Annotated in this window: 22 protein-coding genes and 1 pseudogene; 13 read left to right on the top strand and 10 right to left on the bottom strand. The window is 68.1% G+C overall.

Going from position 1 to position 25,745, the window contains the following annotated elements:
- The first annotated feature begins 518 nt into the window (after positions 1-518).
- Positions 519-1,487 carry an ABC transporter ATP-binding protein gene (locus tag PUR53_RS38510; protein ID WP_329911449.1) on the top strand — a complete coding sequence of 323 codons (969 nt, stop codon included), beginning with the start codon at positions 519-521 and terminating at the stop codon, positions 1,485-1,487.
- A complete protein-coding gene (locus PUR53_RS38505; RefSeq protein ID WP_037691710.1) occupies positions 1,487-2,338 on the top strand; it encodes an ABC transporter permease in 852 nt (283 codons plus the stop codon). The genes PUR53_RS38510 and PUR53_RS38505 overlap by 1 nt, the downstream gene beginning before the upstream one ends.
- Positions 2,339-2,370: 32 nt before the next feature.
- On the opposite strand, the gene PUR53_RS38500 is transcribed toward PUR53_RS38505, so the two are convergent.
- From PUR53_RS38500 to PUR53_RS38485, 4 genes and pseudogenes are all read right to left on the bottom strand, one after another.
- Positions 2,371-3,492, bottom strand: coding sequence for an IS630 family transposase (locus PUR53_RS38500; RefSeq protein ID WP_329911447.1), 1,122 nt, complete (start codon positions 3,490-3,492; stop codon positions 2,371-2,373).
- Positions 3,493-3,577: 85 nt separating this feature from the next.
- Positions 3,578-3,850 (bottom strand): annotated as a pseudogene (locus PUR53_RS38495) (helix-turn-helix domain-containing protein); the annotation flags it as partial.
- 641 nt (positions 3,851-4,491) lie between these two features.
- Complete coding sequence (locus tag PUR53_RS38490; protein WP_329911446.1) at positions 4,492-5,295, bottom strand: citryl-CoA lyase; 804 nt, start codon at positions 5,293-5,295, stop codon at positions 4,492-4,494.
- Positions 5,292-6,455 carry a CaiB/BaiF CoA transferase family protein gene (locus PUR53_RS38485; RefSeq protein ID WP_329911444.1) on the bottom strand — a complete coding sequence of 388 codons (1,164 nt, stop codon included), beginning with the start codon at positions 6,453-6,455 and terminating at the stop codon, positions 5,292-5,294. The genes PUR53_RS38490 and PUR53_RS38485 overlap by 4 nt, the downstream gene beginning before the upstream one ends.
- Positions 6,456-6,753: 298 nt before the next feature.
- On the opposite strand from PUR53_RS38485, the gene PUR53_RS38480 reads away from it, so the two are divergent.
- Both PUR53_RS38480 and PUR53_RS38475 read left to right on the top strand, forming a co-directional pair.
- Positions 6,754-7,359 (top strand): NADPH-dependent FMN reductase, encoded by a 606-nt coding sequence (locus PUR53_RS38480; protein ID WP_329911442.1) that lies wholly within the window; start codon positions 6,754-6,756, stop codon positions 7,357-7,359.
- A 161-nt stretch (positions 7,360-7,520) separates the two neighbouring features.
- Positions 7,521-8,330 (top strand): IclR family transcriptional regulator domain-containing protein, encoded by an 810-nt coding sequence (locus PUR53_RS38475; protein ID WP_329911441.1) that lies wholly within the window; start codon positions 7,521-7,523, stop codon positions 8,328-8,330.
- A gap of 58 nt (positions 8,331-8,388) precedes the next feature.
- Here the strand turns inward: PUR53_RS38475 and PUR53_RS38470 are convergent, their stop codons facing one another.
- Together PUR53_RS38470 and PUR53_RS38465 are read right to left on the bottom strand one after the other, a co-directional pair.
- Positions 8,389-9,552 carry an LLM class flavin-dependent oxidoreductase gene (locus PUR53_RS38470; protein WP_329911439.1) on the bottom strand — a complete coding sequence of 388 codons (1,164 nt, stop codon included), beginning with the start codon at positions 9,550-9,552 and terminating at the stop codon, positions 8,389-8,391.
- Positions 9,549-10,391 carry an alpha/beta fold hydrolase gene (locus PUR53_RS38465; protein WP_329911438.1) on the bottom strand — a complete coding sequence of 281 codons (843 nt, stop codon included), beginning with the start codon at positions 10,389-10,391 and terminating at the stop codon, positions 9,549-9,551. Before PUR53_RS38465 ends, PUR53_RS38470 begins: the two co-directional genes overlap by 4 nt.
- Positions 10,392-10,578: 187 nt before the next feature.
- Here PUR53_RS38465 and PUR53_RS38460 point away from each other — a divergent pair, with 187 nt between their 5' ends.
- From PUR53_RS38460 to PUR53_RS38445, 4 genes are all read left to right on the top strand, one after another.
- The gene (locus tag PUR53_RS38460; RefSeq protein ID WP_329911436.1) at positions 10,579-11,604 is read left to right on the top strand and encodes an AraC family transcriptional regulator; all 1,026 of its coding nucleotides are present in this window, start codon (positions 10,579-10,581) and stop codon (positions 11,602-11,604) included.
- A 36-nt stretch (positions 11,605-11,640) separates the two neighbouring features.
- Positions 11,641-12,333 (top strand): alpha/beta fold hydrolase, encoded by a 693-nt coding sequence (locus PUR53_RS38455; RefSeq protein WP_329911435.1) that lies wholly within the window; start codon positions 11,641-11,643, stop codon positions 12,331-12,333.
- A gap of 300 nt (positions 12,334-12,633) precedes the next feature.
- The gene (locus tag PUR53_RS38450; protein ID WP_329911433.1) at positions 12,634-13,203 is read left to right on the top strand and encodes a VOC family protein; all 570 of its coding nucleotides are present in this window, start codon (positions 12,634-12,636) and stop codon (positions 13,201-13,203) included.
- A 303-nt stretch (positions 13,204-13,506) separates the two neighbouring features.
- Entirely contained in the window at positions 13,507-15,558 is a 2,052-nt protein-coding gene (locus PUR53_RS38445; protein ID WP_329911432.1) for a SpoIIE family protein phosphatase, read from the top strand.
- Between the two features lie 272 nt (positions 15,559-15,830).
- Here PUR53_RS38445 and PUR53_RS38440 read toward each other — a convergent pair whose 3' ends face one another.
- Positions 15,831-16,142, bottom strand: a complete 312-nt coding sequence (locus PUR53_RS38440) for a transposase (RefSeq protein ID WP_329911431.1) — start codon at positions 16,140-16,142, stop codon at positions 15,831-15,833.
- A gap of 103 nt (positions 16,143-16,245) precedes the next feature.
- A complete protein-coding gene (locus PUR53_RS38435; protein ID WP_329911430.1) occupies positions 16,246-17,214 on the bottom strand; it encodes a helix-turn-helix domain-containing protein in 969 nt (322 codons plus the stop codon).
- A gap of 213 nt (positions 17,215-17,427) precedes the next feature.
- Between PUR53_RS38435 and PUR53_RS38430 the strand changes: the two genes are divergently transcribed.
- The 5 genes from PUR53_RS38430 to PUR53_RS38410 all read left to right on the top strand — a co-directional run bounded on the left by PUR53_RS38430 (position 17,428) and on the right by PUR53_RS38410 (position 20,980).
- Entirely contained in the window at positions 17,428-17,940 is a 513-nt protein-coding gene (locus PUR53_RS38430) for a 2,4'-dihydroxyacetophenone dioxygenase family protein (RefSeq protein ID WP_329911428.1), read from the top strand.
- Positions 17,941-18,249: 309 nt separating this feature from the next.
- The gene (locus PUR53_RS38425; protein WP_329911426.1) at positions 18,250-18,690 is read left to right on the top strand and encodes a nuclear transport factor 2 family protein; all 441 of its coding nucleotides are present in this window, start codon (positions 18,250-18,252) and stop codon (positions 18,688-18,690) included.
- On the top strand, positions 18,687-19,241 hold the full coding sequence (locus PUR53_RS38420) for a TetR/AcrR family transcriptional regulator (protein WP_329911425.1): 555 nt from the start codon (positions 18,687-18,689) through the stop codon (positions 19,239-19,241). The genes PUR53_RS38425 and PUR53_RS38420 overlap by 4 nt, the downstream gene beginning before the upstream one ends.
- 219 nt (positions 19,242-19,460) lie before the next feature.
- Positions 19,461-20,303: an alpha/beta fold hydrolase gene (locus PUR53_RS38415; RefSeq protein WP_329911424.1), complete on the top strand. Its 843-nt coding sequence runs from the start codon at positions 19,461-19,463 to the stop codon at positions 20,301-20,303.
- Positions 20,304-20,527: 224 nt separating this feature from the next.
- The gene (locus PUR53_RS38410; protein WP_329911423.1) at positions 20,528-20,980 is read left to right on the top strand and encodes a DUF1569 domain-containing protein; all 453 of its coding nucleotides are present in this window, start codon (positions 20,528-20,530) and stop codon (positions 20,978-20,980) included.
- A gap of 511 nt (positions 20,981-21,491) precedes the next feature.
- Here the strand turns inward: PUR53_RS38410 and PUR53_RS38405 are convergent.
- Both PUR53_RS38405 and PUR53_RS38400 read right to left on the bottom strand, forming a co-directional pair.
- Complete coding sequence (locus tag PUR53_RS38405) at positions 21,492-23,618, bottom strand: glycoside hydrolase family 2 protein (protein WP_329911422.1); 2,127 nt, start codon at positions 23,616-23,618, stop codon at positions 21,492-21,494.
- Between the two features lie 574 nt (positions 23,619-24,192).
- Positions 24,193-25,745: beta-galactosidase (locus tag PUR53_RS38400; RefSeq protein ID WP_329911420.1), on the bottom strand; the 1,553-nt coding region annotated here is incomplete at its 5' end.

The following is a 25,745-nucleotide window of genomic DNA, read 5'->3' as shown; positions in this document are numbered from 1 at the left end:
AGGATCGTGCCACCGGCAAGGCGCGACGCCTCACCCGCGATCACGCACCAACGAGGAACCCGATCTGAGCGTCGGCGACCTGCTCAAGCTGCCGCTTCGACCACCAGTGTCGAGACAGCTGGCCGCGCCTTCGGAATCAGCCGCAGAAGAGCGTACGAGCTGGTATACAAGGGCACCTTCCCCTGCGAAGTTATCAAGGTCGGGGGTGAGCGGGTCGGGTACAAGGTGGTGACCGCCGACCTCCACCGTGTTCTTGGCATACGGCAAACCGCCGAGCAGGCCCCGGCGGCATAGCTCCGCCCCCCTAGTGCTCTGACCGGGAACGTTCGCCGGGTCGGTGGAACAGGATGAGATAACTGAACCGTTCGGTAATGTGTTCGTCCGGGAGGGCCCGAATCGCTGCTGCCAGGTGGCAACGGCAGCCACAGCCGTAGACACGTCTCATGACCACGGACGTCGGCACGGCCTCCGGCCCCTGATCCCAGAGAACGGACCACGAGACGGACGGGGGAACACCGATGACGACCGCTCACGCCTTATCCGGGGTTGGGAGCAGTCCACCGCCAGAGAGCGACACGGTCATCGACGTACGGGATCTGCGGATGCGCTACCGCAGCCAGGACGTATTGAAGGGTGTCGGCTTCACGGCCCGGCGAGGCGAAGTCGTCCTGCTGCTAGGCCCGAACGGCGCGGGCAAGACGACCACGATCGAGGTCTTGGAAGGCTTCCGGATGCGATCGGCCGGTGAGGTAACCGTCCTCGGCACCGATCCGGCAGGCGGGGACGAGCGGTGGCGTGCGCGCCTGGGCATCGTGTTGCAGTCCTGGCGCGACCACGGCAAGTGGCGGGTGCGGGAACTGCTGGCCCACCTTGGCTCGTACTACGCGCCGTACTCCACCGCCCTCGTGCGGCGGCCGTGGGATGTTGACGAGCTCCTCTCTGCAGTGGGGCTGACCGAGCAGGCGGACAAACGGGTCGGAACTCTGTCCGGCGGGCAGCGCAGGCGTTTCGACGTGGCCGTCGGCATCGTAGGCAGACCCGAGGTGCTGTTTTTGGACGAGCCGACGGCCGGTCTGGACCCGGAGGCGAGGAACGAGTTCCACGGCCTGGTACGCGGGCTGGCGGACGAGAACACCACTGTTCTGCTGACCACGCACGACCTCGCCGAGGCGGAGAGGCTCGCCGACCGGATCCTCATTCTGGCCGGTGGCCGGATCCTGGCCGATGGCTCGGCCGAGGAGCTGTCGCGGCAGGCATCGGCTGAGGCCACTGTGCGCTGGACGCGGGAAGGGCGGCCCTTTGAGGAGGCGACGGCCGAGCCCACCCGGTTCGTTCGTCGGCTGTTCGAGGAGCATGGCGAGGCGATCGGCGGGCTGGAGGTGCGCCGGGCGAGCCTGGAGGATACCTACCTGACGATGGTGCGGGAGCTTGAGGCGGGGAGCGTTCCCGATGAGCGGGCGGTGCATGCTTTCGGGGAGGGATCGTGATGAGTCCGGTGTGGTACGCGGCGGTAGTTGGGGTGCGGCGCGGCTGGACGGAACTTCGACAGACTTTCACCACCGGCCAGGACGTGTTCGGTTACGTGCTCTGGACGGTTCTGCTCATCGTGCCGCTGTTCTTGGTCAGGGACGATCCGCTGAAGGGCGCCGGCATCTCGGCCGGCGCGTTCATGCTGCCGAGCATGCTGGGGATGACGCTCGCGTTCACGGGGATGATGACTACGGCGCAGCTGCTCGCGACCGAGCGTGAGGACGGCACCCTGCTGCGGGCCAAGGCCGTGCCCCACGGCATGGTCGGCCACCTGGTCGGCAAGATCATCATGGTGTCGGGTACGGCTCTCGCTTCCATGGCACTCCCGTTCGCCGTTGGCGTGTTCCTGGTGGACGGGGTTGCCCGGCAGGGTGGCGGAGCGTTGCTGACGCTGGTGTGGGTGGTGCCGCTGGGTCTCCTGGCCACCCTGCCGATGGGCGCTGTCATCGGCTCACTCGTCGGCAGTCCGCGCACCGTCGGGTTGCTGATGCTTCCGGTGATGGGACTCGTCGTGATCTCCGGGATCTACTTTCCCCTGTCGAAGCTGCCCGAGTGGCTGCAGATCGTCGGGCAGATCTTCCCCGTGTACTGGCTCGGCCTCGGTCTCCGCTCGGCGCTGCTGCCAGCCGATGCGGTCGCCGCCGAGATCGGCGAATCCTGGCGGCACCTGGAGACAGCGGGCGTGCTGGGTGCCTGGGCAGTCGCCGGGCTGCTCCTCGCACCGTCGGTCCTGCGCAGGATGGCCCGCCGCGAGTCCGGGGCCGCGATGGCGGAACGGCACCGAAAGGCGATGCAGCGGGTCGGTTAGTGATGTGCCGGGGATGCCGGCCCGGCTCCTGGTCAGGCCGCGTTGGGCAGAGGGCGTCCGCCCCAGCGGATGCCCTTCTCGCTGCGGATGCGGGCGCGTTCTTTGCGTTGGGCGGCGAGGACGTCGGGGTGGCGGGCGTTGGCGTTGCGCCAGCGCAGGTATCGGTGCAGCGCCTGGGTCTGCGCGGGGTGGCTGCGGTGGTGGGAGTTGGCCAGTGTGAACTGCCGCAGCGGGCCGAAGTGGGCCTCGATGGGGTTGGCCCAAGAGGCGTAGGTCGGGGTGAAGCACAGCTCGACCTTGTTCTTCTCCGCCCAGCGGCGGATGTCCGCGCCGGTGTGGGCGGAGAGGTTGTCCAGGATGATGTAGATCGGGGCGCCGTCGGGTCGGGCGGCGCGGATCGACTTCAGCGCCGCCAAGGTGTTGGCGGTGCCTTTGCGACGGCGGTTGACGCCCCACAGACGGTCGTCCCCGACGGAGTAGCAGCCGTGGAAGTAGGTGACGCCGTGGGTGCGGCGGTAGGTCGCCGGCAGCCGGTTGGGCTTGCCCTGCTTCGCCCAGCAGGAGCCCGCGGTGGGCCGGATTCCCAAGGGCCCGAACTCGTCGAAGGCGAAGACTCGGTCGGGGAATCGGTATAGCACCTGCTCAATGCGGTTGAGCTTGGCGTCGCGATCAGGATCGGGCGATTCCTTCCAGGTCTTGGTGCGCTGGAAGGTGATGCCGCGGCGCAGGAGCAGGCACCGTAAGGCTTCACGGCCGATGCGGATGGCGCGTCCGTGCACTTTCCGCAGGTAAGCGGCGAGTTTGCGGATCGACCAGCGAGTGAAGGGCTGGCCGAGCCTGGTGGGGCGAGTGGTGGCCGTCCGGATGACGAAGTCCTCGTCGTCAGGGTTGAGCAGGCGGGGACGGCCTCCCGCCCACTGAGGGTCCAGGCAGGCCAGGCCGATCTCGTTGAACCGGTGGATCACATCGCGCACGGTGTCCTCGTCGGCCTGCACCAGTTGGGCGATCACCGGCACCCGGTTCCCGCCCGCCGAGGCCAGCAGCATCATCGCCCGCCGGTAACGCACCGAACTCGTGCTACCCCGGCGCACGATCTGCTGCAGCTTCTGCCCCTCCTGGTCGGTCAGTCTGCGCACACGGACAGGCTCAGCCACCAACGCCTCCACCGGTCGGATGGACATCACCGCACATCCAACCGTCGCGACCGCCAACCCGGCGAACCTACGTGGTCACAGCACTGTAGTGCAGCAGCACCAGGCGGACCGCGTCGGACACGGCGACCAGCGCGGTGCTGTGGCTGGAGGTCGCCAGCCGGTCCCTGATCAGCTCCAGCAACCGGTCGTGGTCGGGGAAGATCACCGCTTCCTTGGACCGCTAGTGCCGGAAGAACGTGGTACGTCCCACACCGGCCCGTTCGGCGATGTCGTCCACGGTGGTCTGCTCGTATCCGCGCTCGTCGAACAGGGCGAACGCGGCGTCTGCGAGTCGCATCCGCGCAGATGGCTTGCTCATGACCACCCATCCTCCCCCATCCCGGTGTCCGGATGCCTCTTGCCCTCACCGATGGCACTGAGTACCGGCGGTCACCGCGTAGAGGTCTCGGAGCAGGCGCAGGGCAAAGTTGGTGAGGCCGGGCAGCCGGCCGGCATCGACGGCTTCGATCCAAGCCGCGGACATGGCGATGCAGGTGGGTGACGTTCGTGCATCCCGCGGCGAACCGCCGTTCCAGATGTGAGCGCCCCCGGTCCTCCTCCTGAGAGTGTCGTCTCCAGGGCTCTGAACCCGATCATCGCCCAACCGTGGCCGTTGATCGCGACCAGTCGCCGGTGGCGCGGGCCGAGGAGGGCTGTGGTTCCTGTTCGACGTCCTGATCGGGCCGGCGACCGAGGCACCGGCCGTGAGCTCCACCAGGATGACCGCGGGTGCATCTGCACCGTGCGGCTGTGGATCCGCTGGTCGTCTGAATCCGCGTCCGTTCCAGGCCGTCGTCACGCCCCGCGTAAGCGGCGAGCGGGGCAGCTGTGATCACCAAGCCAGGCGGACTCTCACTGACCGATCTGGCGTGAGGCAGACGTGCACTTCATCCCGGACCGACACCTGCCGCAGGCACCCAGCCCGCTACCGCGCACGCGCACTCCCCCGCACGACGGCACCTACAAGGTGCCCTCCGGGACGTACTGGGCGTTGCGGTCGACCGAGTGGTAGATGTCGGCGGCGATGGGGTGGCGGAGTTCCTCGGCGAGGTGACCGAGGAGTCCTGCGGCGCGGGCGAGCAGCGCGAAGCCTCGCAGCAGTTCGGGGGGCAGCCGGAGATCAGCGAGGGCCGCTCCGCACACTCCGGCGCCGTTCAGTGGCAGTGTCCGGCCCAGGACCTCGGGCGCCATCCGCCCTATTGCTTCGAAAAGGGCCAGGTGAGGCCCATACGCCCCTTCCTCCTGAGCGATTCGGATGATCACTGCGGTCCGGGGGTCACGTTCCTTGTGGACCGGGTGGCCTAGGCCCGGCACAAGCCGTTTGGCCGCCTTGCGCTCCGCCAGGGCCCTGCGGGCCAGCGCGTCCCATTCGGCGTCAGTGGCGGCGCGGGCGGCGTCACCCTCTCCCGAGATCACCTCCGCGAGGAACCGGCCGGTGTCCTCAGTGACACCGAGGAAGCGGGACCCGCCGCCGAGCAGCCCGGCGGCCATGGCTCCTTGTACGGACTCAGGCGCCGACAGGAGGGTCAAGCGGGCCGCGATGGCGGTGGGAGTGAATCCGTGGTCGGCGAGTGCGACCAGCACGGTCTCGAAGAGCCGCACCTCGCCCGCATCGGGGCGGCGCCGGGCGGCCAGCCAGAAGGCGAGTTCACCGAATCCCACCTGCCCCATGAGCTCTTCCGCCAGGTCGTGTCCCAGCAGGCGGATGGTGGTGGCGTCCGACGTGCCGAGTCCCGTCGGGTACTGCGGTTGTCCTGTGGTCACTGATCTGCGTCCTTTCCTGCCGCGAGCCAGGCCCGCAGCTCTGCGCCGTGCTGATCGAGGTCGGGTGGGGGCAGGACATACCGGGTTTCGGTGGCGCTGAGGGTGATCGGGTTGCGGATCATCGGCACCGCGTGTGCCTCGGTCCCGACGGTCACCACGGGGTCGAGTCCCAGCTCTGCCGCAAGGGCGACGCCTCCGTCAACGTGGTTGATCGGTCCGCAGGGGATCCCCGCCGCGGACAGCTTCTTGAACCACTCGTCCGCCGGGCGCTCCTTGAGCCTCGCGACCAGGAGCGGACGCAACTGCTCGCGGTTACGGGTACGGACCTCGTTCCCCGCGAACCGGGGGTCGTCCGGCAGGTCGTCGAGGCCGAGTTCGGCGCAGAGCCTGCGGAACTGGCCGTCGTTGCCCGCGATGACGATGAGGTCCTTGTCCGCCGTCGGCAGCGGCTCGTAGGGGAAGAGGCTGGGGTGGGCGTTGCCCATCCGGTGCGGGACGGTACCGCCGGCCACATAGCCGGAGGTGTGGTTCACCAGTCCGGAGAGCGCCGAGGACAGCAGGTTGACCTCCACATGTTGCCCGGCCCCTGTCCTGTTGCGGTGGTTGAGAGCGGCGAGGATGCCGAGGGCGGCATGCATCCCGGTCATGACGTCGAACACGGAGATGCCCGCCCGGTAAGGCGGCCCGTCCACGTCTCCGGTCAGGCTCATGAGTCCGGAGGCCGCCTGGACCAGCAGGTCATAGCCGGGCAGGGACGCCCCGCCCGCCGTGCCGAACCCGCTGATCGACGCGTAGATGAGCCCCGGGTTGTCCGCGCTGGTCGCCTCGTAGTCAAGACCGAACCTGGTCAGGCCGCCCGGCTTGAAATTCTCGATCATAACGTCGGCGCGCGTCACCAGTTCCTTGGCCAGCCGCAGGTCCTCGGGCCTCCTGAGGTCCAGAGCGATGGAGCGCTTGTTGCGGTTGATGCCGAGGTAGTAGGTGGACACCCCATCCCGCTCCGGTGGCATCCAGGTGCGGGTGTCGTCACCGGCCGGCGACTCCACCTTGATCACCTCGGCTCCCATGTCCCCGAGCAGCATGGTGGCGTACGGCCCGGCCAGGATTCGGGAGAAATCGGCGATCAGCAGGCCGTCGAGGGCCCCTACTGAGTCGGTCATGAAGCGAACACCCTTCAAAGTTGTCCGACACACGGACGTTCGTCCGCTGTTGACGGCTCCCCGTCACACTAACAATCGCGGGTTGCTGGACCTGCTTTCCACTCCCGCAGGAGAAAATCTGACCGTCTCGCGGACGTCTGTCCACTGAAACTCCCACGGGAGGCCGTGCCTCTTGCCGAAAACGGCCCGAGCGTGCCGGAAGCGGCTCGTGCCGCCGGTTGCTCCCTCTTACCGTCAGCGGTGAGAACAACGCGGGGAACTGCTGTCGCAGCTCGGGAATTGACAGGTGGAGGGCGTCATGGGTGTGCAGGGGATACGGGTCTTGGGCATAGGCGGGACGACGCGGGAGAACTCCAGCTCGGAGCGCGCCCTGCGGGTCGCCGCAGCGGCGGCGGCCGAGGCCGGTGCTTCCGTCGAGCTGATCACCTCGGCGGATCTGGTCCTTCCGCTCTACGCCCCCGAGAAGCCGGATCGGTCGGATCGGGCCGCGGCGCTGGTGGCGGCGCTGCGTGAGGCGGACGCGTTGCTGATCTCGTCCCCGGGCTACCACGGCACGGTCTCGGGCATGGTGAAGAACGCCCTCGACTATGTCGAGGATCTGCGGGACGACGAGCGCTCCTACCTCTCCGGCCTGCCGGTCGGCTGCATAGCCGTCGCCTACGGCTGGCAGGCGAGCGTGGCCACCCTGCAGACCCTCCGCACCTGCGCACACGCTCTGCGGGGGTGGCCGACCCCGATGGGTGCGGCGCTCAATGCCTCGGTGCCGGGGCTGTTCCACAGGACCACGGGTGCTTGCATGGACGAGTCGGCCCGGTTCCAGCTGGAGACCGTCGGCCGGCAGGTCGTCGACTTCGCCACCGCTCGGCTGGGAGCGGTAAGGGCCCTGGATCCGGCACATGCGTGACGGGCTGACGGCGTGACGGTGGGGCAGCGTTTCCCGCTGCCCCACCGTCACGCCGTGGGCGCGTTCGCCGCCGGAGGAAGCGACGTTACAGTGTCGGACAACCATCCGGTGAGCGGCCGATCAGCACGTCCGCCCATCTCACAACCGTGGAGGGACGAAGGATGCGTCGGGACGCCGGTCCGGATTTCATCGAGGCTCTCGCCAGGGGGCTCGACGTCCTGCGCAGCTTCCAGCCTGCCAGACCGCACATGACGCTGAGCGAGATCGCCGCCGAAGCGCGGCTTGCCAGGCCCACAACGCGCCGCATCCTGATCACGCTCCAGACGCTGGGCTACGTACGCAGCGACGAGACCGGATTCTCGCTCACGCCCCGCGTGCTCGAACTCGGGATGACCTACATCGGCTCGCAGAACATCTGGGAGCTGTCGGAGCCCCATCTACGGAGCTTGAGCGCCCGTACCGAAGAGTCATGCTCCATCGCGCAGTTGGACGGCTCCGACATCGTCTACGTATCCCGCGTCGCCGTGCCGAAGCTGGTGACGTTCTCGGTGACCATCGGCACCCGCTTCCCCGCCGTGCAGACATCCCTCGGAAAAGTGCTGCTGGCAGCCCTGGACGGACCCGAGCTGGACCGTGTGCTCGCCTTGCCCGGCAGATCCGGGATCACTCCCCGGCATCATCCTCAGCGCGACGAACTCGACGGGACGTTGCGTGACGTGCGGGCCAAGGGATGGGCCATGGCCGACGAGGAACTCGCCCTCGGTATCCGTTCCGTCGCCGCGCCCATCCGCAACGGGCAGGGTCGGACCGTGGCAGCAGTCAATGTGAACGCCCACGCAGCCGAGACCTCGGTCTCCGAGCTCCTTGAGGACTATCTCCCTCCCCTGCTGCGCGCCGCCGGGGACATCAGCGCCGACTGGGCCGCGTGGGAGGCCCGTCCCATCGCCACGATCGCCCCCCGGGCCGGCTGAACCGGCCTGGGGGGCGACGTTCGGGTGTCGGCTCTCCTGTTGTCGGGGCGGGACAGGATCAGGAGGCGGCCGTCACCCTGTCCGCGACTCCCAGCGGACGCAGGGCCGGCATCACCTGGGTCGCGAACAGTTCCATGCTCCGGTTCATCTCGTCGGCGGTGATGTCACCGACCGAGAAGAGACCGATGAGCTGTCCGAAGCCGAGCTGCGCCTGGAGCTCGGCCAGACGGGCCGTCACGGTCTCGGGGCTGCCGACGACGGCGTATCCGCCCGCTAGGAGCTCCTCGTACGACGTCTCGGTGTACGGCTTCATCCCGGACATCAGCATGCCGCGCATCGAGCCCGGCGACATGTAGCCCGGCGGATAGACCTGCGGGAAGCTCTGCTTGAGTCCGCGGTGGAACAGCCACTCGATGTGCTGCCGCCCCTCCCTGTGGGCCTTCTCGTCGGTCTCGGCCACATAGATCGGCACCGAGAAGGCGGACTTGACCGGGTCGTGGTCCATCCCCAGTTCCTCCACCGCCTGACGGTGTCCGTCGAACCAACGGCGAACCAAGGGCGTGGGAGCGTAGACCGACATGTAGGTGTGACCGTGCTCGGCGACGAACTTCATCGTCTCCGTGCTGCCCGCACCTGGGATGTAGATGGGTGGATGCGGCTCCTGCACGGGACGGGGCCAGAGGTTGACGTACCGGTACTCGTAGTTGGAACTGATCCACTGGAACGGTTCGTCGGCCGTCCACGCCTTGATGATCAGGTCGTGTGCCTCGTTGAACCGGTCACGGGAACGGGTCGGGTTGACGCCGCTGGCGAAGTACTCCCAGCCGATGCCCCGGACGAACCCGGAGACCACTCGCCCGTTGCTGAGGTGATCGAGCATGGCGATCTCCTCCGCCACGCGCAGCGGGTTGCCGCGGATGCCTATGGCGTTTCCGAGGATCATGATCTGCGCCCGCTCCGTGCGCCGGGCGAGGGCGGCGGCCATGATGTTCGGCGACGGCATCAGACCGTAGGCACTCTGGTGGTGCTCGTTGACGGCGATGCCGTCGAAACCGAGCTTCTCGGCATGTTCCAGCTCGTCGAGGTACCGGTGGTAGAGCCGGTTGCCCAGTTCACGATCGAAGTACTTGTTCGGGAAGGTCAGGGAAGGGCTCGGGTAACCTTCGTCGAAGTCGTCCGGGAGGTACGGGTAGGGCATCAGGTGGAAGAACACGAACTTCATCGGCTCGCTCCACTCTGCTGGGTCCCGGCTTCGACTTTGGCCAGGAAATCCGTGACGACCTCGGCGAAATCCCCAGGTCGCTCGAAGTACATTGCGTGGCCGCAGTCGTCGACCTGCGAGAACCGTGCCTGAGGTATGAGTTCCGCGTACCGCGCACCGTGCCGCACCGGAATGACCTTGTCCTCGGCAGGACATGCGACGAGCGTGCGGGCGGTGATGCGGTGCAGCCTGCGTTCCAGCTTCGGGTTGCTGAGGAACGGGTACCAGGAGAAGCGGGCCAGCGCCGTCATGTCCCGGTAGGCCGCGAGCACATCGTCGAGGCTCGGCTCGCCCGGAAAGAGCGCCGAGGCCCTGGCGGGGTCCTTGAACAGCGCTCCGACCACCTGCTCAGGAGTCATCAGGAACAGGTCGGCGACCGGATGTTCCGGCAGTCGCAGCCCGGCCGGGCCGAGCAGGGTCAGGGAGCCGATCGCGTCCGGACGGGCCACAGCGAGCTCTGCCGCCACCCATCCGCCGAAGGACGCCCCCACGACATGCGGACGCTCCAACCCGAGCGCTGCGATGACATCGAGGTAGTGGAAGACCAGATCGTCCACGCCTTCCAGTTCGGGGAAGTCGTCCGACCCGCCGAACCCCGGGTGGTCGGGAGCGAAGACCTCAAAGCGGCGCGAGAGCAGTTCATGGAACTCGTGCCACCGGCCGGCGCCGCCGGCCGCGTGGAGAAAGAGGACCGGCGCACCATCTCCGCCGCGGAACAGATGGACCTGTCCTCCGGAAACTTCGAGAAAACCCTCGGTCGGCGGGCCACCCACGCCCTGCCCCGCCTCAGAGGCCGTCACTTGCGTCACTGCACTACCTCCAGCTTCAGTGCTGATGACGTCCGAAGGTAGGAGCCGAGGGCCGGTATGCCGAGCCGGATGCCGCACACTCGGGCCGCTTTCCGCATGACGGTTGACTTACCGGCCCGAACCCTCGATTCTGCGAGTCGGACATCATGCGGACAGATGTCCGATGGTGGAGGCAGTCATGCACGTTCCGTCAGTGTCGATGGGCGACGAGCAGATACCCGAGGGCACCGGCGTTCCTCACGGCCGAATGATCAGCACGCGGGACCCTTCCGAGGCGAAGGCCCGGACCCAGGAGCTCCTCAACAACGTGCACAGCATGCGCGTGCTCGAACGCGGCAGGCCGTTCGAGGCACGTGTCGCTTACCAGAAGCTGCATGGGATAGGTCTCATGGCTTCCGGCTACGGCCCCGCCCTGGAGATCTCCTGTGCTCCCCCGATCAGCATCGTGACCGTGAACTTCGTCTTCGGCGGCACCATGCTCATCGACGACGGCAGGGCCGACGAGCCCACCGCCGTCGCCGACCAGCACCACGCCGGCGTCTTCTGCTTCCCCGAGAACGTCCGCATGCGGTGGGCTCCCGGCCTGCGCCAGCTCATGCTCACCATCGACAAACCCCTGATAGACCGCCATCTGCGGAACCTGCTGAACGAACCGCTGGATGCCCCCCTGCACTTCGAGACCCTCATGGACCTCAAGGGCGGCGGCGAGGGAATCACAGCCGCGACCAGAACGCTCCGCCGGGCCCTCGCCCAGTGCGGCAAAGCCGGTCCGCCCCCGGTGCTCGCCAAGGAGATCGAGCAGAGCGTCCTGACCGCCCTGCTGCTCGGACAGCGGCACAACTACACCGACCGCATCTTCTCGCCGCAACCGCTGCCGACGCCTCGCGTCGTCCGGCGGGTGCTGGAACTCATCCACTCCTCCCCCGACGCCGCCTTCACCGTCGCCGACCTCGCCGAGTTCGCCGGGGTGAGCGAACGCTCCCTGCACTCTGCCTTCCGCCGACAACTGGGCACGTCCCCGATGTCCTACGTACGCCGCCACCGCCTCGAACAAGCGCGCGAGGAACTGTTGCGCTCAGACCCTTCCGAGGGCGCGAAGGTCACCGACGTGGCACTGCGCCACGGGTTCACCCACACCGGCCGGTTCGCTTCCGCGTACCGGGCCCGCTTCGGAGAGTCTCCTTCCGCGACGATGCGCCGCTGAGAGCCGGAGGCGGTCCGCTCTAGAAGAAAGCAAGCAGTGGACCCTCTGATCCTCTTCGTGCACGGAGCCAACCACGACGGATGGTGCTGGTCTCCGGTCCTGGAACGGCTGGACCGCGCCGGCGTCGCCGGCCGATCGGTCGACCTGCCGCTGACGTCGTTCGAGGACGACACCGCCACCGTCCGCGAGGCGGTCCGCGAAGCAGCGCGCGTACGGCCCGTCGTGCTGGTCGCCCACAGCTACGGCGGCCTTCCCGTGTCCGCCGGAGGGCACGGGGCGGACCGGTTCGTCTTCGTGGCCGCGCGCATGCCGCTGCCCGGGCAGTCGCCCTCGGCACACACCCCTCACTGGGGTCATCCAGAGTTCCGTGCCGCCTGGAACACGGACGCGGACGGCGCCGTGGTCCTGCGTGCCGAGGCCCGCGAGGTGCTCTACGCGGATTCGCCGCCCAACATGGCGGACCTGGCGAGCATGCGGTGGCGGCCGATGTGGAGCCACGTGCCCGAGGAGCCCGTCGCTGAGCCGGCCTGGATGTCCGCGCCGTGCACATACGTCGTCTGCCTCAAGGACCGCACCGTGCGGGTCGAGGCCCAGCGCGAGTGCGCAGCACACGCGACCGGAAGCGTCGAGATCGATTGCGACCACTCCCCGTTCTTCTCGGCACCGGACCGCCTCACAGCGCTTCTCGCCAAACAGGCGGCATGCGCGGCGCGGACGACCCGGACCTGAGGCCGCCGGGCGGCGGGCGGCGGGCGGCGGGCGGCGGGCGGCGGGCGGCGGGCGGCGGGCGGCGGGCGGCGGGCGGCGGGCGGCGGGCGGCGGGCGAACGAGGCCGCTGTCCGGCCCCGGCGCGCGTCCGGTGTCCGCTTGCTTCATCCACTTTCCGCAAGGCGCTGGCGCCACTGTGCCGTCACCCCTTGACCGAGGCTGAACCTCACGCGATCGTCAACGCATTGCTCGCCTGGCGGACAGATGTCCGGAGCCGTCCTGTCACGCCGACGAGCCGGAGATCACGAAGGAGAGTCAACGATGACCCAGTCACTGCCCGAGGCCACCGTCCCCAGCTCGGACGTCACGTCTCTGCCTGCGCGCCTCCACCACAACGCCTACGTGACGCGGGACCAGGAGGCCACGCGGGCGTTCTACGAGGACATCATCGGTCTGCCGCTGGTTGCGACGTGGAAGGAGTCCGACGAACTCTTCGGAGCCGTACGGACGTACTGCCACACCTTCTACGGCCTCGGGGACGGCAGTGCCCTGGCCTTCTTCCAGTTCGCAGACCCCGCCGACCAGGAGCAGTTCGGCCCCCGCATGCCGCACTCGCCGTTCCAGCACATCGCGCTCAAGGTCAGTGAGGAAGTCCAGAACGACATCGGCCGGCGCCTCGACGATGCTGGCTGGAAGCCCGACGAGACCTACGTCCTGGAGCACGGTTACTGCCGCTCCCTCTACACCAGCGACCCGAACGGCCTCCTGCTCGAGTTCACCCTGGACGCCCCAGGAATCGAAAAGTCCGACGCGGAGCGCAGGCGCACGGCACACGACGACCTCAGGTCCTGGCTGGCGGGCGACCACGTCAGCAACAACACGCACCGCTGAGCCCGCGACCACCGCCCGTACCCACCACCGTTGCCCTGTGTCCCTCGCAGATGGGTGGGTGCGGGCGGTATCAGCGCGCATCCTCTCCCTGGCTCTCCGAGGAGTGTCGGGCGGTGGGCGGAACTAGGCTGGAATCCGCACAGCGAGCGTGGTCGGCACGGCGGCGGGCGAGCGGCCCTCGTCGACACACGCCCGTGGACCGGCAGGAGGCGGGGTGTGAGGACGAGCGACACGACGCCGAACAAAGGCGCCGGGGAATCCCAACCGTCTCGGCGCCAACGCTCCACCGCCGAGGAGGACGGGATGTCGAGCGCCCTTGCCGGTACACCGGGTGAGCGGACGTCCCCACAGGGCGAGGACGTGGTTCTTGCGTTGATACGGGCCATGGGCGAAGCCGTCTTCACAGTCGACGCGGCCTGGCGGATCACCTTCGCCAACGACTCCGCCAAGCGACTTCTCGGCCCCGGTCGACTGGTCGGCGACGACCTGTGGGAGATGCCCGCGGCTCGCGTACCAGGTCTGGAGGTTCAGTGCCGCCGTGCCTCCGCCGAGGGGAAGACAGTCGAGTTCGACCTCCGATGGCCCGGTGACCGAGGCCTTCGGAGGGTACGTGTGATCCCGGTCCGGGATCACGGTCAGATCATCTCCCTCTTCGAGGTCACCGAGCCGAGGCCGACGGAAGACGGGAAGAACGGCCGGACACAGTCCCCCGATCGGTTGGCGAGCCGGATGAGTGAGTTGACCATGGCACTCGCGGAGGCGCTGACGTCGAAGGACGTGGTCCGGGCTGTCGCGGATCACGTTCGGCCAGCTTTCGGCGCCGACGGAGTGGCGGTGGAGGCCCTGGAGGGCGTGCACATCCGCGTTGTCGACGCCATCGGCTACAACCCCGAATTCCTGCGTCTGATCGACAGACTCCCCCTGAACGCCAACAGCGCGGCCACCGATGTGCTCCGCACCCGTACGCCGAGGTTCGTCGAGTCACCGGCTGACTTCGTTCGGCTGTACCCCGACCTTCAGTACCTGGCGGAGACATCGCCGAAGAAGGCCTGGGCGTTCCTGCCGCTCATCGCTTCCGGACGTGCCATCGGATGCTGCGTCGTCGCCTTCTCCCGACCGCACATCTTCAGCGAAGAGGAGCGCGTGCTGCTCACTGCGCTCAGCGGTATGGTCGCCCAGGCGCTTGATCGGGCACGCCTGTACGACGCGGAACACACACGCGCTCAGGGACTCCAGCGTGGCCTGCTTCCCCAGAGCCTGCCGGCCCTGCCCACGGTCTCCACCGCCGCGCGCTACCTTCCCGCCGGCAAGGGTGACGAGGTAGGGGGAGACTGGTACGACGTCATCACGCTCTCGTCCGGTCGCGTCGCCATGGTCATCGGTGATGTCATGGGACACGGCATCGCCGAAGCCGCCACCATGGGACGGCTCAGAACGGCCGTACGCACCCTTGCCGACCTGGACATGGATCCCGACGAACTGCTCAGCCACCTGAACGGTCTGGTCAGTGACCTCGGAGACGACTACTACGCGACTTGCTTGTACGCGGTCTTCGATCCGGTGACGCGGCTCTGCTCGTTCTCAGTGGCCGGTCACCCGCCGCCACTCATCATCGTCCCCGACGGCTCAGTGCACTACCCGGATGTGGCCGTCAACCCGCCTCTCGGCGCCGCAGAACCACCATTCGAGACCGTTGAGCTGACGGTGGCGGATGACAGCCTTCTGGTGTTCTGCACGGACGGCCTCGTCGAATCCGCCACGCGTGACATCGACCGTGGGCTGGTCGAACTCGGGCGCATCCTGGCGGACGCCGTCACCCACACCTCGTACTTCTCCGTCACCGGCCCGGACGCACAGGCTGCCGCACTGGACCACCTCTGTGACACGGCCGTCTCGGCTCTCGTGCCGGACCCGGAGCTATCCGCCGACGACGCGGCGCTGCTCATCATGCACACACGCGGCATGGCCGCCGAGGACGTCGCCACGCTCGACCTTCCCGAGCATCCCAGGGCGGCAGCGAAGGCCCGTGACCATGTCCGGAGGCAACTCGCGCGCTGGCACATGGACGACCTCGTCATGACGACCGAGTTGCTGGTGAGCGAGATGGTCGGCAACGTGATCCGACACGCCAAGGGTCCCATACGACTGCGCCTGCTGCGCGGGTCGTCGCTGATCTGCGAGGTCTACGACGGCAGCCTCACTTCCCCACGCATCCGGCGCGCGGGCTTCAACGACGAGGGAGGCCGAGGGCTCCAACTAGTGGCCGCCGTGTCAAGGCGATGGGGCACTCGTTTCCTCGGTGACGGCAAGTGCATTTGGGCCGAACAGGACCTGCCGGCCGGCGGCAACGGATGACGCCCTCCAGGGCCAGCTCGGCCATCAGCCGCTCAACCGTTGCAGCGGGCGACGTGCACACCCTTGCGCTTGAGCGCGCGGGGGGATCCTGCGGACGCCATAGGTGCGGCCGGACTCGGCATGGACCTGTTCGATCAGCGGCATGAGCTGCTCGTCACGCAGCCGGCGGGCGGACTTCGGCTGCTTCTTGCGCGCCTAGTACGCCGACTCGGACAGCCCCAGCACCCGGCAGGCGAACCCGACCTCGAGGCCCTTGTCCCTGAGGTGCTCGATCACCTGGTCGGCCTCGTCCGGGGACGGTCGAGTTCCGCCGCACAAAACGCGCTCGTGGCCTTCAGAATCTCGTTCGCCCGCCTCAACTCCGCGTTCTCCCGCCGGAGTTGCCTCAGCTCTTCCCTCTCCGCGGTGGTCAGCCGGTCGTCGCGTTCGCCGGTGTCCGCCTCGGCCTGGCGGACCCAGCCGCGCAGGGCCTCCTTGTGGATGCCCAGGTCCTTCGCGACATGCGCGATCGGACGGCCGGTGGAACGGACCTCACGGACGGCCCGCTCACGGAGCTCGTCCGGGTACTTACGTGGTGCTGGCACTGCTCGTGGTTCTCCTTCGGGTCAGGATCATAAGCCTGGCTTCAGGGACTCCGCGAAACCGGGGTCAGCTCATCCGTCCCGGTGTCTCCGGCCTGGGCGCTCGTCAAACGAGGCCAGCGGGTGATTGTCTGTCGCGGTAGGCGCGTGGGCCCGTTCCGTAGTGGTTCTTGAACGCCCTGGTGAAGTGGGAAGCGTCTTTGAAGCCGAGACCGAAGGCGATGTCGGTGATCGTCCGCCTCGCATGGCGAGGGTCCGTGAGGAGCCGCGCGGCGCGTTCGAGCCGCTGTTCCTGGATCGACCGGGAAGGTGAGGTGCCCTCGGCACGGAAGAGCACCTGCAGATACCGGATGGACACACCGAGGACGTCGGCGACCATGGCGGGCGAGAGCTGTGGGTCCGTGATGTGCTGCGCAATGTACTGACGGGCCCGCAGCCACTGTGCCGATCGAGGGAGCGCGGAGCCGTCACCAGCGGCGGGGCCCTTGGGCAGGGCGGCATCCAGGAGCTCCAGAACATTGATGCCGACCTGCTGGACGACATCGGGCGCCAGTTCGGCCGCGTGCCTGGTCAGCGAGCGGAGGTAGGGCGAGACCAGAGCGCCGACGCCGTGATCGCCTCGAACGACGGTCGCTGTCGCGTCCTGCGGCAGTCGGCAGTATGCGGTGAACAGTGCCCGGGGGATCTTCAGCGAAACCAGCTCGAACCGGTCGGGACCGGTGATCCGGCACGGACGGGCGCTGTCGTAGAGGGTGAATTCTCCTGGCCGCAGGACCGCGTCGCGCTCTCCCTGGGTCACGATGACCGAGCCCCGGACAGCCAGGTTGACGAGGAAGTCGTCCTGTGGCGACCGGCGTAGCAGCGATGGCGTCCTGAACACCGTGTGCGGATCGGCGTCGACGGTGGCCACCTGCATGCCGCCGATCGCGTGAGCGGTGACTGTGCCCCGGAAGCCCTCGGTGCGGCCCCGCGGCGCCACGACTTCGTAAGGGACGAACGCCTCGCTGACCACCTGGTGCCAGTACGACAGCTGTGAGGGGTCATCGACCTTCGCTGTGGAGAATTCCAGACTCATGCGGTTACCTCGCTGCCGACCCTGCACGGACAAAAGGTGACCCGTGTGCGCGCAGAGTCAACAATCCCGTGCGGCGGGAGTCAAGACGTGGCCAGACGTCTCCTTCTACGTTCGGTGCGGGCTCGGGGAACCGGCGCCCGCCAGCGGCAGCCGAAACCGGAATCGGTTGTTGCGAAATCCACATCCATCCCCGGCTTCAGAAAAAGAGGAGAGATGACCACTTCCGACGAGATCATGAAGCAGCATGTCGCGACAGAGTCACGGGTTGACCTCATGCGGGACAAGTACGCCCTCGAAGAGGGCTATATCAGCGACGACAGCACTCCGTGGGTGCCCTTCGCGCCCAACGTCTTCATCAAGCACCTCACCTTCGACGTCCGGACCAGCAGCGCCGCGAACGTGTTGTGGGTGCAGGAGGGTGGGGTGCTCGGCCGCCACCGCCACCGCGGCCCGGTCTCCGGTTACGTGCTGGAAGGCAGCTGGCGGTACATGGAATACGACTGGGTCGCCCAGCCGGGCGACTTCGTTCGCGAGAGCCCGGGGCGAAGCCACACGCTCTACTCCGAACGCGGCATGAAGACGATGTTCTGGCTCAACGGGCCGCTGGAATTCCTCGACGAAGAGGACCGGGTGCTCGAAACGGTCGACGTTTTCTGGTTCATCGATCATTACGAAAGCCACTGCAAGGCGAATGGGATCAAGATCAACGAGAGGCTCTACCTCTAGCGCAGGCGGGATCACAGGACTCACGTGGCCCAGCGCGTGTCAGCCTGCGCACGGTATGAACGGGCTCACCGTGCGTGGCTCAGCAGGGGTGACGTCATGGTCCGCTTCAGCGTCAGTGCGCAGGCTCGGCGTTATGCACGCGTTCCGATCTCTTGACTGCCGGCGCGGTGTGCCAGTGACGTCCTCGACAGCTCCGGACGGCACCGACCCTTCGCTGCGGCCGTCACCGCGGAAGATGCCGCGAAGCCGGCACCTTCGGCTGGCCGGCCTGCCCTTGGCATGCTTCTTACTTACCTGTAAGTTAGAAGCATGGTTACGACCGTGTCCGAAGTGGCCGCATCAGACATCAAGGCCCTTGAGGCGTTCTGCGATCGATGGGAGAGGGCTTGGAATGAGCACGACGGCGATGCTGCGGCCGCGTTGTGTGCCGAAGGCCTGGTGTACGACGAGCCCGCACTCGGTGAGACGGCGCACGGCCCTGACAGCATCCGCGACTTCGTGACTCAGATGGCACACACCTTTCCCGACTACTCGTTCACGCGTATGGGGTTGTACGGGGAGGTGACGCGGCGGGCCGTGCTGGTGGCGTGGCGCTTCTCGGGGACCCTGGCCGGCACGGACCACCGCGTGGAGTTCCACGGTGACGACCGTCTGGAGCTGGGAGATGACGGGCTGATCCACGCCTACCGGTGCCTGTACGACTACCGCTTCGTGCTGAGCCAGCTCAAGCGCGCGGAAACCGGGCAGTGACCGAGCCGGGCCGCACGCGTAAACCGGCGGCAGTGCGGCGGGCCGAGATCATGGAAGCGGCCGACGCGGAGTTCGCCCTGAAAGGACTGTCGGGGGCGGGCATCGAGGCGATCGCCGCCCGTGTCGGGATCTCGCACCCCCGCATCGTGCAGATGTTCGGCTCGAAGCGTGATCTGTTCCTTCAGGTCGTGCACGCGGCCTACGACAGGATCGAGACCACGTTCGAGAGCGCCGAGCCGACACTGAGCGCGCTCGGGGACGCCTACCGACATCTCCTGCAGAGCCGACCCACTGTCGGCCTCGTGCTGTTGCAGGCTTACGCCGCGGCAGGTGACGTGGTGGTCCAGGAGTCGGTACGGGTGCGCCAGCTCGACCTCCAGCAGACCATCACCCATCTGACGGGCGCCGACCCGATGCAGGTGCGTTCCTTCTTGGCCACCGGTCTCGTCCTGACGGTCTCCACGGTGCTGGACCTGCCCGAACGGCGCGCCGATACGCAGTGGTGCGCCTGGATCATCAGCCTCACGGACCCACCCGTCGGCGAGCCATGAGGTGCAAGCGGCGACAGAACTGATTGGCCCTGGAGGTGGTCACCCGCAGCGCCGCGACACCGTGCGATCGGCGGGCCGTCACCCTGGGGCGCGGCAGCCTTCGCCGATCTCCACCCGCCGACTCGTCTTGGCGGTGGCTCTTTCGGCGCTGCTCGGCAGCGGACCGTTCGTGGGCACGACGCCCCGACGAGGCGCCCACCTTTCCGAAAAGGATGCATCATGACAGACCGCCTTGAGATCCGGTCGGCTTCAGGCACCTTCGACGCGATGGCGGCAGGACCAGCCGACGGGCGCCCCGTCCTGCTCCTGCACGGCTTTCCCCAGACGGCCATTCTCTGGGAGGAGCAGCTGGCCGCGCTGGGCAACCAGGGCTTTCGCGCGGTCGCGCCCGACACCCGTGGCTATTCGCCAGGTGTGCGCCCGATGCGTGCCGCCGGGTACGGGGTGAGTGAACTGGTCGGGGACGTTCTGGCGGTGGCCGACACACTCGCCTGGGACCGCTTCGACCTCGTCGGGCACGACTGGGGTGGTGCCATCGCCTGGTGGACGGCGGCCCGGCACGCCGGGCGACTGCGCACGCTCACGGCTGTGTCGACGCCGCATCCCAGCGCGCTGGGCGAGGCACATCGCATCGACGACGACCAGCGCCGCCGCTCCCAGTACCAGCAGGACTGGCGCAACCCCGACGCAGAGGCCCGCTTCCTGGCGGACGACGCCGCGCTCCTGCGTTCCCTCTACCAGGGCAGGGTTCCCGACCGTCACGTCGACGCATACGTACAGCGTCTGTCCGAACCCGGTGCGCTGAGCGCGGCCCTCAACTACTACCGAGCCGAACGGCCCGACGCCGCGGTCGGGAAGATCCAGGTACCCACGCTCTACGTCTGGGGCACCGAGGACGTCGCGCTCGGGTCCACCGCAGCTCATGCCACAGAAGAATGGGTGAGCGGCCCCTACTCGTTCCACGCACTGCAAGGCATCGGTCACTGGGTCCCCGATGAGGCTCCCGAGATCCTCACCAGCCTGATCATCGACCACCTGAACGAGCATGAACCGGCGCTCTGACGCAGTAGTCGGTACGAGTGCTTGCCCAGCGCGCGGGGAGCGATACCCCGTCAGCGGGGTGCGCAGCGCGCTGGGCTGGGCCTTCCGGCAGAGCAGTGGACCGATGCGGCCGGTGGCGAAGGCGGCGTGCAGACGGGAGGTGGTTGCCGCCACCTTCGCCGTCAGGGGCGGGGCCGAGGTCGGGGCCTTGGCCATCGAGTATGGAGGAAACGGAATCTTGCGATATGAGCTCACTCACCCTCGTCCAGCTCACTGAACGGCTCCACAAGGACCTCGGTCGCCCCGAGCGTGACCTGCTGGCGCCGGGCAGCCCCTGGAACCTGTCCCAGACGCTGCAGCACTGTGCCCAGACCGTCCGCTACTCCGCGACCGGTTATCCCGAGCTCAAGCCCGCCCTGTTCCGTGCGACGGCAGGCGCTCTGGCCAAACGGGTCTTCCTGCGCCGCGGAGCGATGAAACACCCGCTCGGCGCGGAGATCGATGGAGCGCCACCGCTGGACCCGGGCCTGCCGGTGACCGAGGCCGCGGCCGGCTTCGCGGACGTGGTGGCCCTGTTCACCGGCCACGTGGGAGAACACGCCCCCCACCCCGCCTACGGACGCTGCACGCACGACGAGTTCGCACGGCTGCATGCCATGCATCTCACCGAACACCTCCCGGGACTGGCCCATGCCTGACACCGCGCCCGCCGGTGCTCGTTCATCGTGACGCAGGACGTGCGCGACGCCGTTCCGCGGCCGGGCGAATTTCACCTCCGCAGAAAGTGAGTGTTCCCGTCGAACGGGCCACGGCTCGCCCTGCCGTCATCATGGCCCCGACGGCAGTCCTGGTGTGCACCAGTGCGGTGGCGCCCACCGCCTCGGACTCGCCTGCCGTGCCGTCCATGACGAGGCGGGATCGGCTGGCATCGCGAGCCGCTGTGGCAGGTCGGCAGTCGCACGCTGCTGACGGCGTGGGCCACTTGGCGTGGCACGCGGTGGCGGACTTGGCGGCGCATCGAAGCTCCGGTCGGGGGAACGACAGGTAACCCTGCCCACCGGAGCTTCGTCGCGTACGGCGTGTGCCAGCTGGCATCGTCACACCGCCGCCACCCGCGCACCTACGAGATCGTCGGAAAGGTGGCGTCACCCTGCCCCTGTAGCGCCTGTTCCGCTTGTCGGACCGGGCATCTGGCGAGGGGCCTGGTTCTCAGCCGAGTGTCCAGTTGACGCTGTCGGTGTAGGTGGAGCCGTTGATGGTCGCGGTGACCGTCACGGTGTTCTGTCCGGGCCTCAAGGTGATGCTGGGCCATCTGAAGATGTGGTCGCTGCTGCTCAGGGTTCCCAGGGAGGTGCCGTTGAGGGTGGCGGTGACCTGGCCCGCGTTGGAGTAGACCTTGAGTTCGGTGGTGGCGTCGGTTCGCTGGGTCCAACGGCGGCTGGTGATGTAGAGGGTGGGAGTGTCGGCCCAGTTGGCCTTGTACCAGTAGAAGGCGTCCTTGCGGGTCTGCCGGTCGCGGGTGACCAGGCCCTTGTCGTTGATTCCGGGCTGGCCCCCTTCGTTGCGGCCGTCGGAGGGGAAGTCGAACATGGCCCAGACGAACGTGCCCCAGATGTACGGACGGCTGGCGAGCTGCTTCCAGGCCGCCTCGTGGAACAGCGACTGGTACTCCTCGGGGTGCCAGGATCCGCCCGGAGCCGGCTTGGGCGGGTTGAGGGCGTGCTGGGTGGTGCTGGCGCCGACGCCGTACTCCGACATGGCGATCCTGCGGGACGGGGAGGTCGCGTGCAGGTTGTCGGCCCAGGCACCAAGGTCGCCGTCCTTGGAGCCGTAGTACCAGCCGTAGTACTTGTTGAAGCCTGTTGTCTGCGTGTGCAGCCCTGCCTGGGCGTTGTCGGGGTCCTCGCCGCGCACCGCGTAGGTGGAGAGGCGGTCGGGGTCCTCGGCTTCGACAATGCCGGCCAGTGATGCGAGGAGCCTGTTCGTGGCGGTGCCGTTGTAGTCGAGTTGTTCGTTGCCGATGCCCCAGAAGGCGATCGAGGGGTGGTTGTAGTTCTGCCGGATCAGCTCCCGCAGTTGGTTCTGCGTGCTGGTGGTGAAGGCGGCCGAGTCGGTGACGATGTCGACCAGCGGGATCTCCGCCCACACGACCATTCCGCGTTCGTCGGCGAGGTTGTAGTCCTTCTGGTCGTGCTGGTAGTGCGCCATCCGGATGGCGTTGGCGCCGATCTCGCTGATGAGGTCGAGGTCCTGGGTGTGATCGGCGTCGGATATCGCCCAGCCCTTGACGGCCCGGTCCTGGTGCAGGTTGACGCCGTGCAGGTGGACGTGGCTGCCGTTGAGGCGGAAGCCTGTGTTGGCATCGACGGCGAGGGAGCGAAGGCCCAGCCGTTCGGTCACCACGTCCGTGATCTTGTCCCCGCCCCCGGTGACGTCATGGATCTCGACGCTGGCGTTGTGGAGGTAGGGGTCCGCCACGCCGTTCCACAGGCGCGGGTTGTCGATGCGGAGGGTCTGCCGGATCTCCGCTCCGGTGGCCGCGGGGACGGTCTGCGCGGTGCCGGCGGCCTCCACGACGACGGTCCCGCTCTTGTCGGCGATGACGGTGCGGACGACCACCGATCTGGTGGTGCTGCTGTCGTTCCACAGCTTCGTCGTCACGGTGACCGTGGCCGACGCCGCGGTGACATTGCTCTGCCGTAGATACACGCCGGGGCCCGCGTAGTCCGTCATCCGCACATGGAGGTCTTCGACGGCCCACAGGCTCACGTTGCGGTAGATGCCGCCCTGGAAGGTGTAGTCCGCGCCCACCGGGGCGATGTTGGTGTCGCGGGCGTTGGTCACCTTCACCGCGATCACGTTGTCCTCGCCCGGGACGAGCACGGCGGTGGCGTCGAACCTGAAGCGGGAGTACCCGCCCTTGTGCTGCCCGAGGTACGTGCCGTTGACCCAGACGTCGGCGACCTGGTTGACCCCGGCGAACTGCAGGTACAACCGCTTGCCCGCCAGTTCGGACGGCACGGTGTAGTGGCGGCGGTACCAGCCCACTCCGCGGTGGTAGTTGTTGCCGCCGTCGGCACCATCGACGGCGTTCCAGGTGTGGGGCGTGGTGACGGACGTCCATCCGGAGTCATTGAATCCGGTCGCCTGCGCGCCTGCGACGTCCGATCTGATGAATCGCCACCCGCTGTTGAGGTGGATCCACACACGGGGATCAGGTGCGGTGTACGTCGTGGCGGCGGACGCGGAACCGGCAGGCGGAATCCCGGCCAGCGAGGCCAGCACTCCCGCAGCCGCCCCGCCGAGCATCTGTCGGCGGCTGGGCAAACCTGTCATGTCAGAACTCACTTCCGTGGAGTCGGAGCAGGAAATTCCCTGGGCGCGGCGTTGTGCCTACGCCCGTGGCGGGCCGGGCGGCACCCGGATCGGGCTGACGGCCCGCCTCACGTAACCGAGAGAAGTGCCTCGGTGCCACCTCGCATCCAGTCGGCGGTTCTCCTGGATCGCGGTGCCTGAGTCGCGCGAGGTGTGGTTCTCAGACACGCTCGGCGCGCCTGGAGGCGCGGCCGTCGGTGATGTGGAAGCCGGGCGCGGTCGCGTGTGGAGAGAGGGCCCCGGCACGGCGCCACAGTCGAGCGGACCCAAGTCCGTCGCGTCGTTTCAGTCGCCGCACACGTGGCGGCAGCACCGGCCGTAGACGGGCGACGTCCGTACCGCGCGGCGCGGCGCGGTGAGAGCGCCGCCCTGTCCTGATCTTCATGTCCCAAGTGCCTCATGGGCCACACGGCCGAACCTCGCTGACTGTCGAAGTCGTCCGGTCGGCCGCGCGGTGACGTCCCACACAGTCACATCCCGAAGCGAAGGGGCAGTGCCCGAGGGGAGACCGACACACGGAGCAACCTCAGATGCCTCACCCGCCACTCGGTTCGCGCGTCGCCTCGCGGACGACTGCGACGCCGCCTTCGGGGACGGTGACGGAGCCCACGACCGGTTTACCGGTGAGGAGTTCGACTCCTTCGGCGGGGATCTCGGCGCCGTGGCCGGCGTGGTCGATCAGGAAGAGGTAGTCGGCCTCCGCGCCCCGCCGCCTCACCACCTCGATGCCGGCTGGTACGTCGTGCTCCGGGCGCACTCCGGCTTCCTCTCGGATGCGCTCCAGGACGGTGGCCAGGGTGGTGGGGTCCGGGTGGGTGGCGAGGTACCAGGCGGTGCCGCTGCCGTACGAGTGGCGGGTGATGGCCGGGACGCCCGCCAACGGTCCGTCCGCGTACGTGGCCACGGCCTCCGCCCCGGCGAGCCGGAGGCGTTCGGTCCACAGGTCGGCGGTCGCGTCCTGCGGGACCTGCCCGGCCAGGCCGACCGACTGGCCGGGCAACAGGGGGAACAGCTCGTCCGTGCGCACGCCGAGGATCTTCCGGAAGGCGCCCGGGTAACCGCCCAGCCGGACATGGCAGTTCTCGTCCACCGCACCGCTGTGGAAGCCCACGGCGAGGGTGCCGCCGTGCTCGACGAACGCCGCCAGGTTGGTCGCTCCCTCGTCGTCGACCAGGTACAGGCTGGGGGCGAGTACGAGCCTGTAGCGGTCGAGATCCGGGGTGTCGGGGCGTACGAAGTCGACCGCCACACCGGCTCTCCACAGCGGTGTGTACCAGTCCCTCACCAGGTCCTGGAAGCGCAGTTCGCTGCTGGGCTGGGAGGGCAGTTCCATGGCCCAGCGGGCGTTCCAGTCCCAGACGATGGCGACCTTGGCGGGGCTGATGCTGCCGCCCACTTCGGCGAGGGCCCGCAGATCGGCGCCGAGCCGCACGACGTCCTGCCAGATCTGGCTGTCGGTGCCCGCGTGCGGGAGCATCGCCGAGTGCCACTGCTCGGCGCCCGCCTTGGCGGCCCGCCACTGGAAGTAGGCGATGCCGTCGGCGCCGTGGGCGACGTGGGCGAGCGCGTTGCGGCGCATCTCGCCGGGCGTCTTGGCCCGGTTGACAGGCTGCCAGTTGATGGCCCCCGTGGAGTGTTCCATCAACAACCAGGGCCGCCCGCCGGCCAGGGAGCGGACCAGGTCGCCGCAGAGCGCGATGTCGGTCTCAGACTCCGGGTCGGTGGCGAGCAGGTAGTGGTCGTTGGAGACGATGTCCAGCTCGGGGGCCCAGCGCCAGTAGTCCAGGGCGTCGAAGTTGTGCATCACCATGAAGTTGGTGGTGGCGGGGAGGTCCGGGGCGGCGCGGCGGAGTACGTCGCGCTCGGCGGTGAACAGTGACAGCAGTTCGTCCGAGCAGAAGCGGCGCCAGTCCAGCCGGTGGGTCGGGTTGGGGTCGGCGCCGGTGGCGCGGGGCGGGATGATCTCCTCCCAGTCGTAGTACCACTGGCTCCAGAAGGTGGTGCCCCAGGCGTGGTTGAGCGCGTTGAGGTCGTTGCCGTACTTCGCCTTCAGCCAGGTGCGGAAGGCGGCCGCGCTGGTGTCGCAGT

It is taken from the genome of Streptomyces sp. SP18BB07, assembly GCF_036322545.1.
Classification (GTDB): Bacteria; Actinomycetota; Actinomycetes; order Streptomycetales; family Streptomycetaceae; genus Streptomyces; species Streptomyces deccanensis.
This window is presented reverse-complemented; position numbering and strand designations above follow the sequence as displayed.

Excerpts from the sequence above, each read along its gene's own strand:
- PUR53_RS38475 (WP_329911441.1), top strand. The coding sequence starts at position 7,521 with ATGCGTCGGGACGCCGGTCCGGATTTCATCGAGGCTCTCGCCAGGGGG.
- PUR53_RS38460 (WP_329911436.1), top strand. The coding sequence starts at position 10,579 with ATGCACGTTCCGTCAGTGTCGATGGGCGACGAGCAGATACCCGAGGGC.
- PUR53_RS38510 (WP_329911449.1), top strand. The coding sequence starts at position 519 with ATGACGACCGCTCACGCCTTATCCGGGGTTGGGAGCAGTCCACCGCCA.
- PUR53_RS38445 (WP_329911432.1), top strand. The coding sequence starts at position 13,507 with ATGTCGAGCGCCCTTGCCGGTACACCGGGTGAGCGGACGTCCCCACAG.
- PUR53_RS38505 (WP_037691710.1), top strand. The coding sequence starts at position 1,487 with ATGAGTCCGGTGTGGTACGCGGCGGTAGTTGGGGTGCGGCGCGGCTGG.
- PUR53_RS38480 (WP_329911442.1), top strand. The coding sequence starts at position 6,754 with ATGGGTGTGCAGGGGATACGGGTCTTGGGCATAGGCGGGACGACGCGG.
- PUR53_RS38450 (WP_329911433.1), top strand. The coding sequence starts at position 12,634 with ATGACCCAGTCACTGCCCGAGGCCACCGTCCCCAGCTCGGACGTCACG.
- PUR53_RS38415 (WP_329911424.1), top strand. The coding sequence starts at position 19,461 with ATGACAGACCGCCTTGAGATCCGGTCGGCTTCAGGCACCTTCGACGCG.
- PUR53_RS38405 (WP_329911422.1), bottom strand. The coding sequence starts at position 23,618 with ATGACAGGTTTGCCCAGCCGCCGACAGATGCTCGGCGGGGCGGCTGCG.
- PUR53_RS38485 (WP_329911444.1), bottom strand. The coding sequence starts at position 6,455 with ATGACCGACTCAGTAGGGGCCCTCGACGGCCTGCTGATCGCCGATTTC.
- PUR53_RS38430 (WP_329911428.1), top strand. The coding sequence starts at position 17,428 with ATGACCACTTCCGACGAGATCATGAAGCAGCATGTCGCGACAGAGTCA.
- PUR53_RS38435 (WP_329911430.1), bottom strand. The coding sequence starts at position 17,214 with ATGAGTCTGGAATTCTCCACAGCGAAGGTCGATGACCCCTCACAGCTG.
- PUR53_RS38425 (WP_329911426.1), top strand. The coding sequence starts at position 18,250 with ATGGTTACGACCGTGTCCGAAGTGGCCGCATCAGACATCAAGGCCCTT.
- PUR53_RS38410 (WP_329911423.1), top strand. The coding sequence starts at position 20,528 with ATGAGCTCACTCACCCTCGTCCAGCTCACTGAACGGCTCCACAAGGAC.
- PUR53_RS38470 (WP_329911439.1), bottom strand. The coding sequence starts at position 9,552 with ATGAAGTTCGTGTTCTTCCACCTGATGCCCTACCCGTACCTCCCGGAC.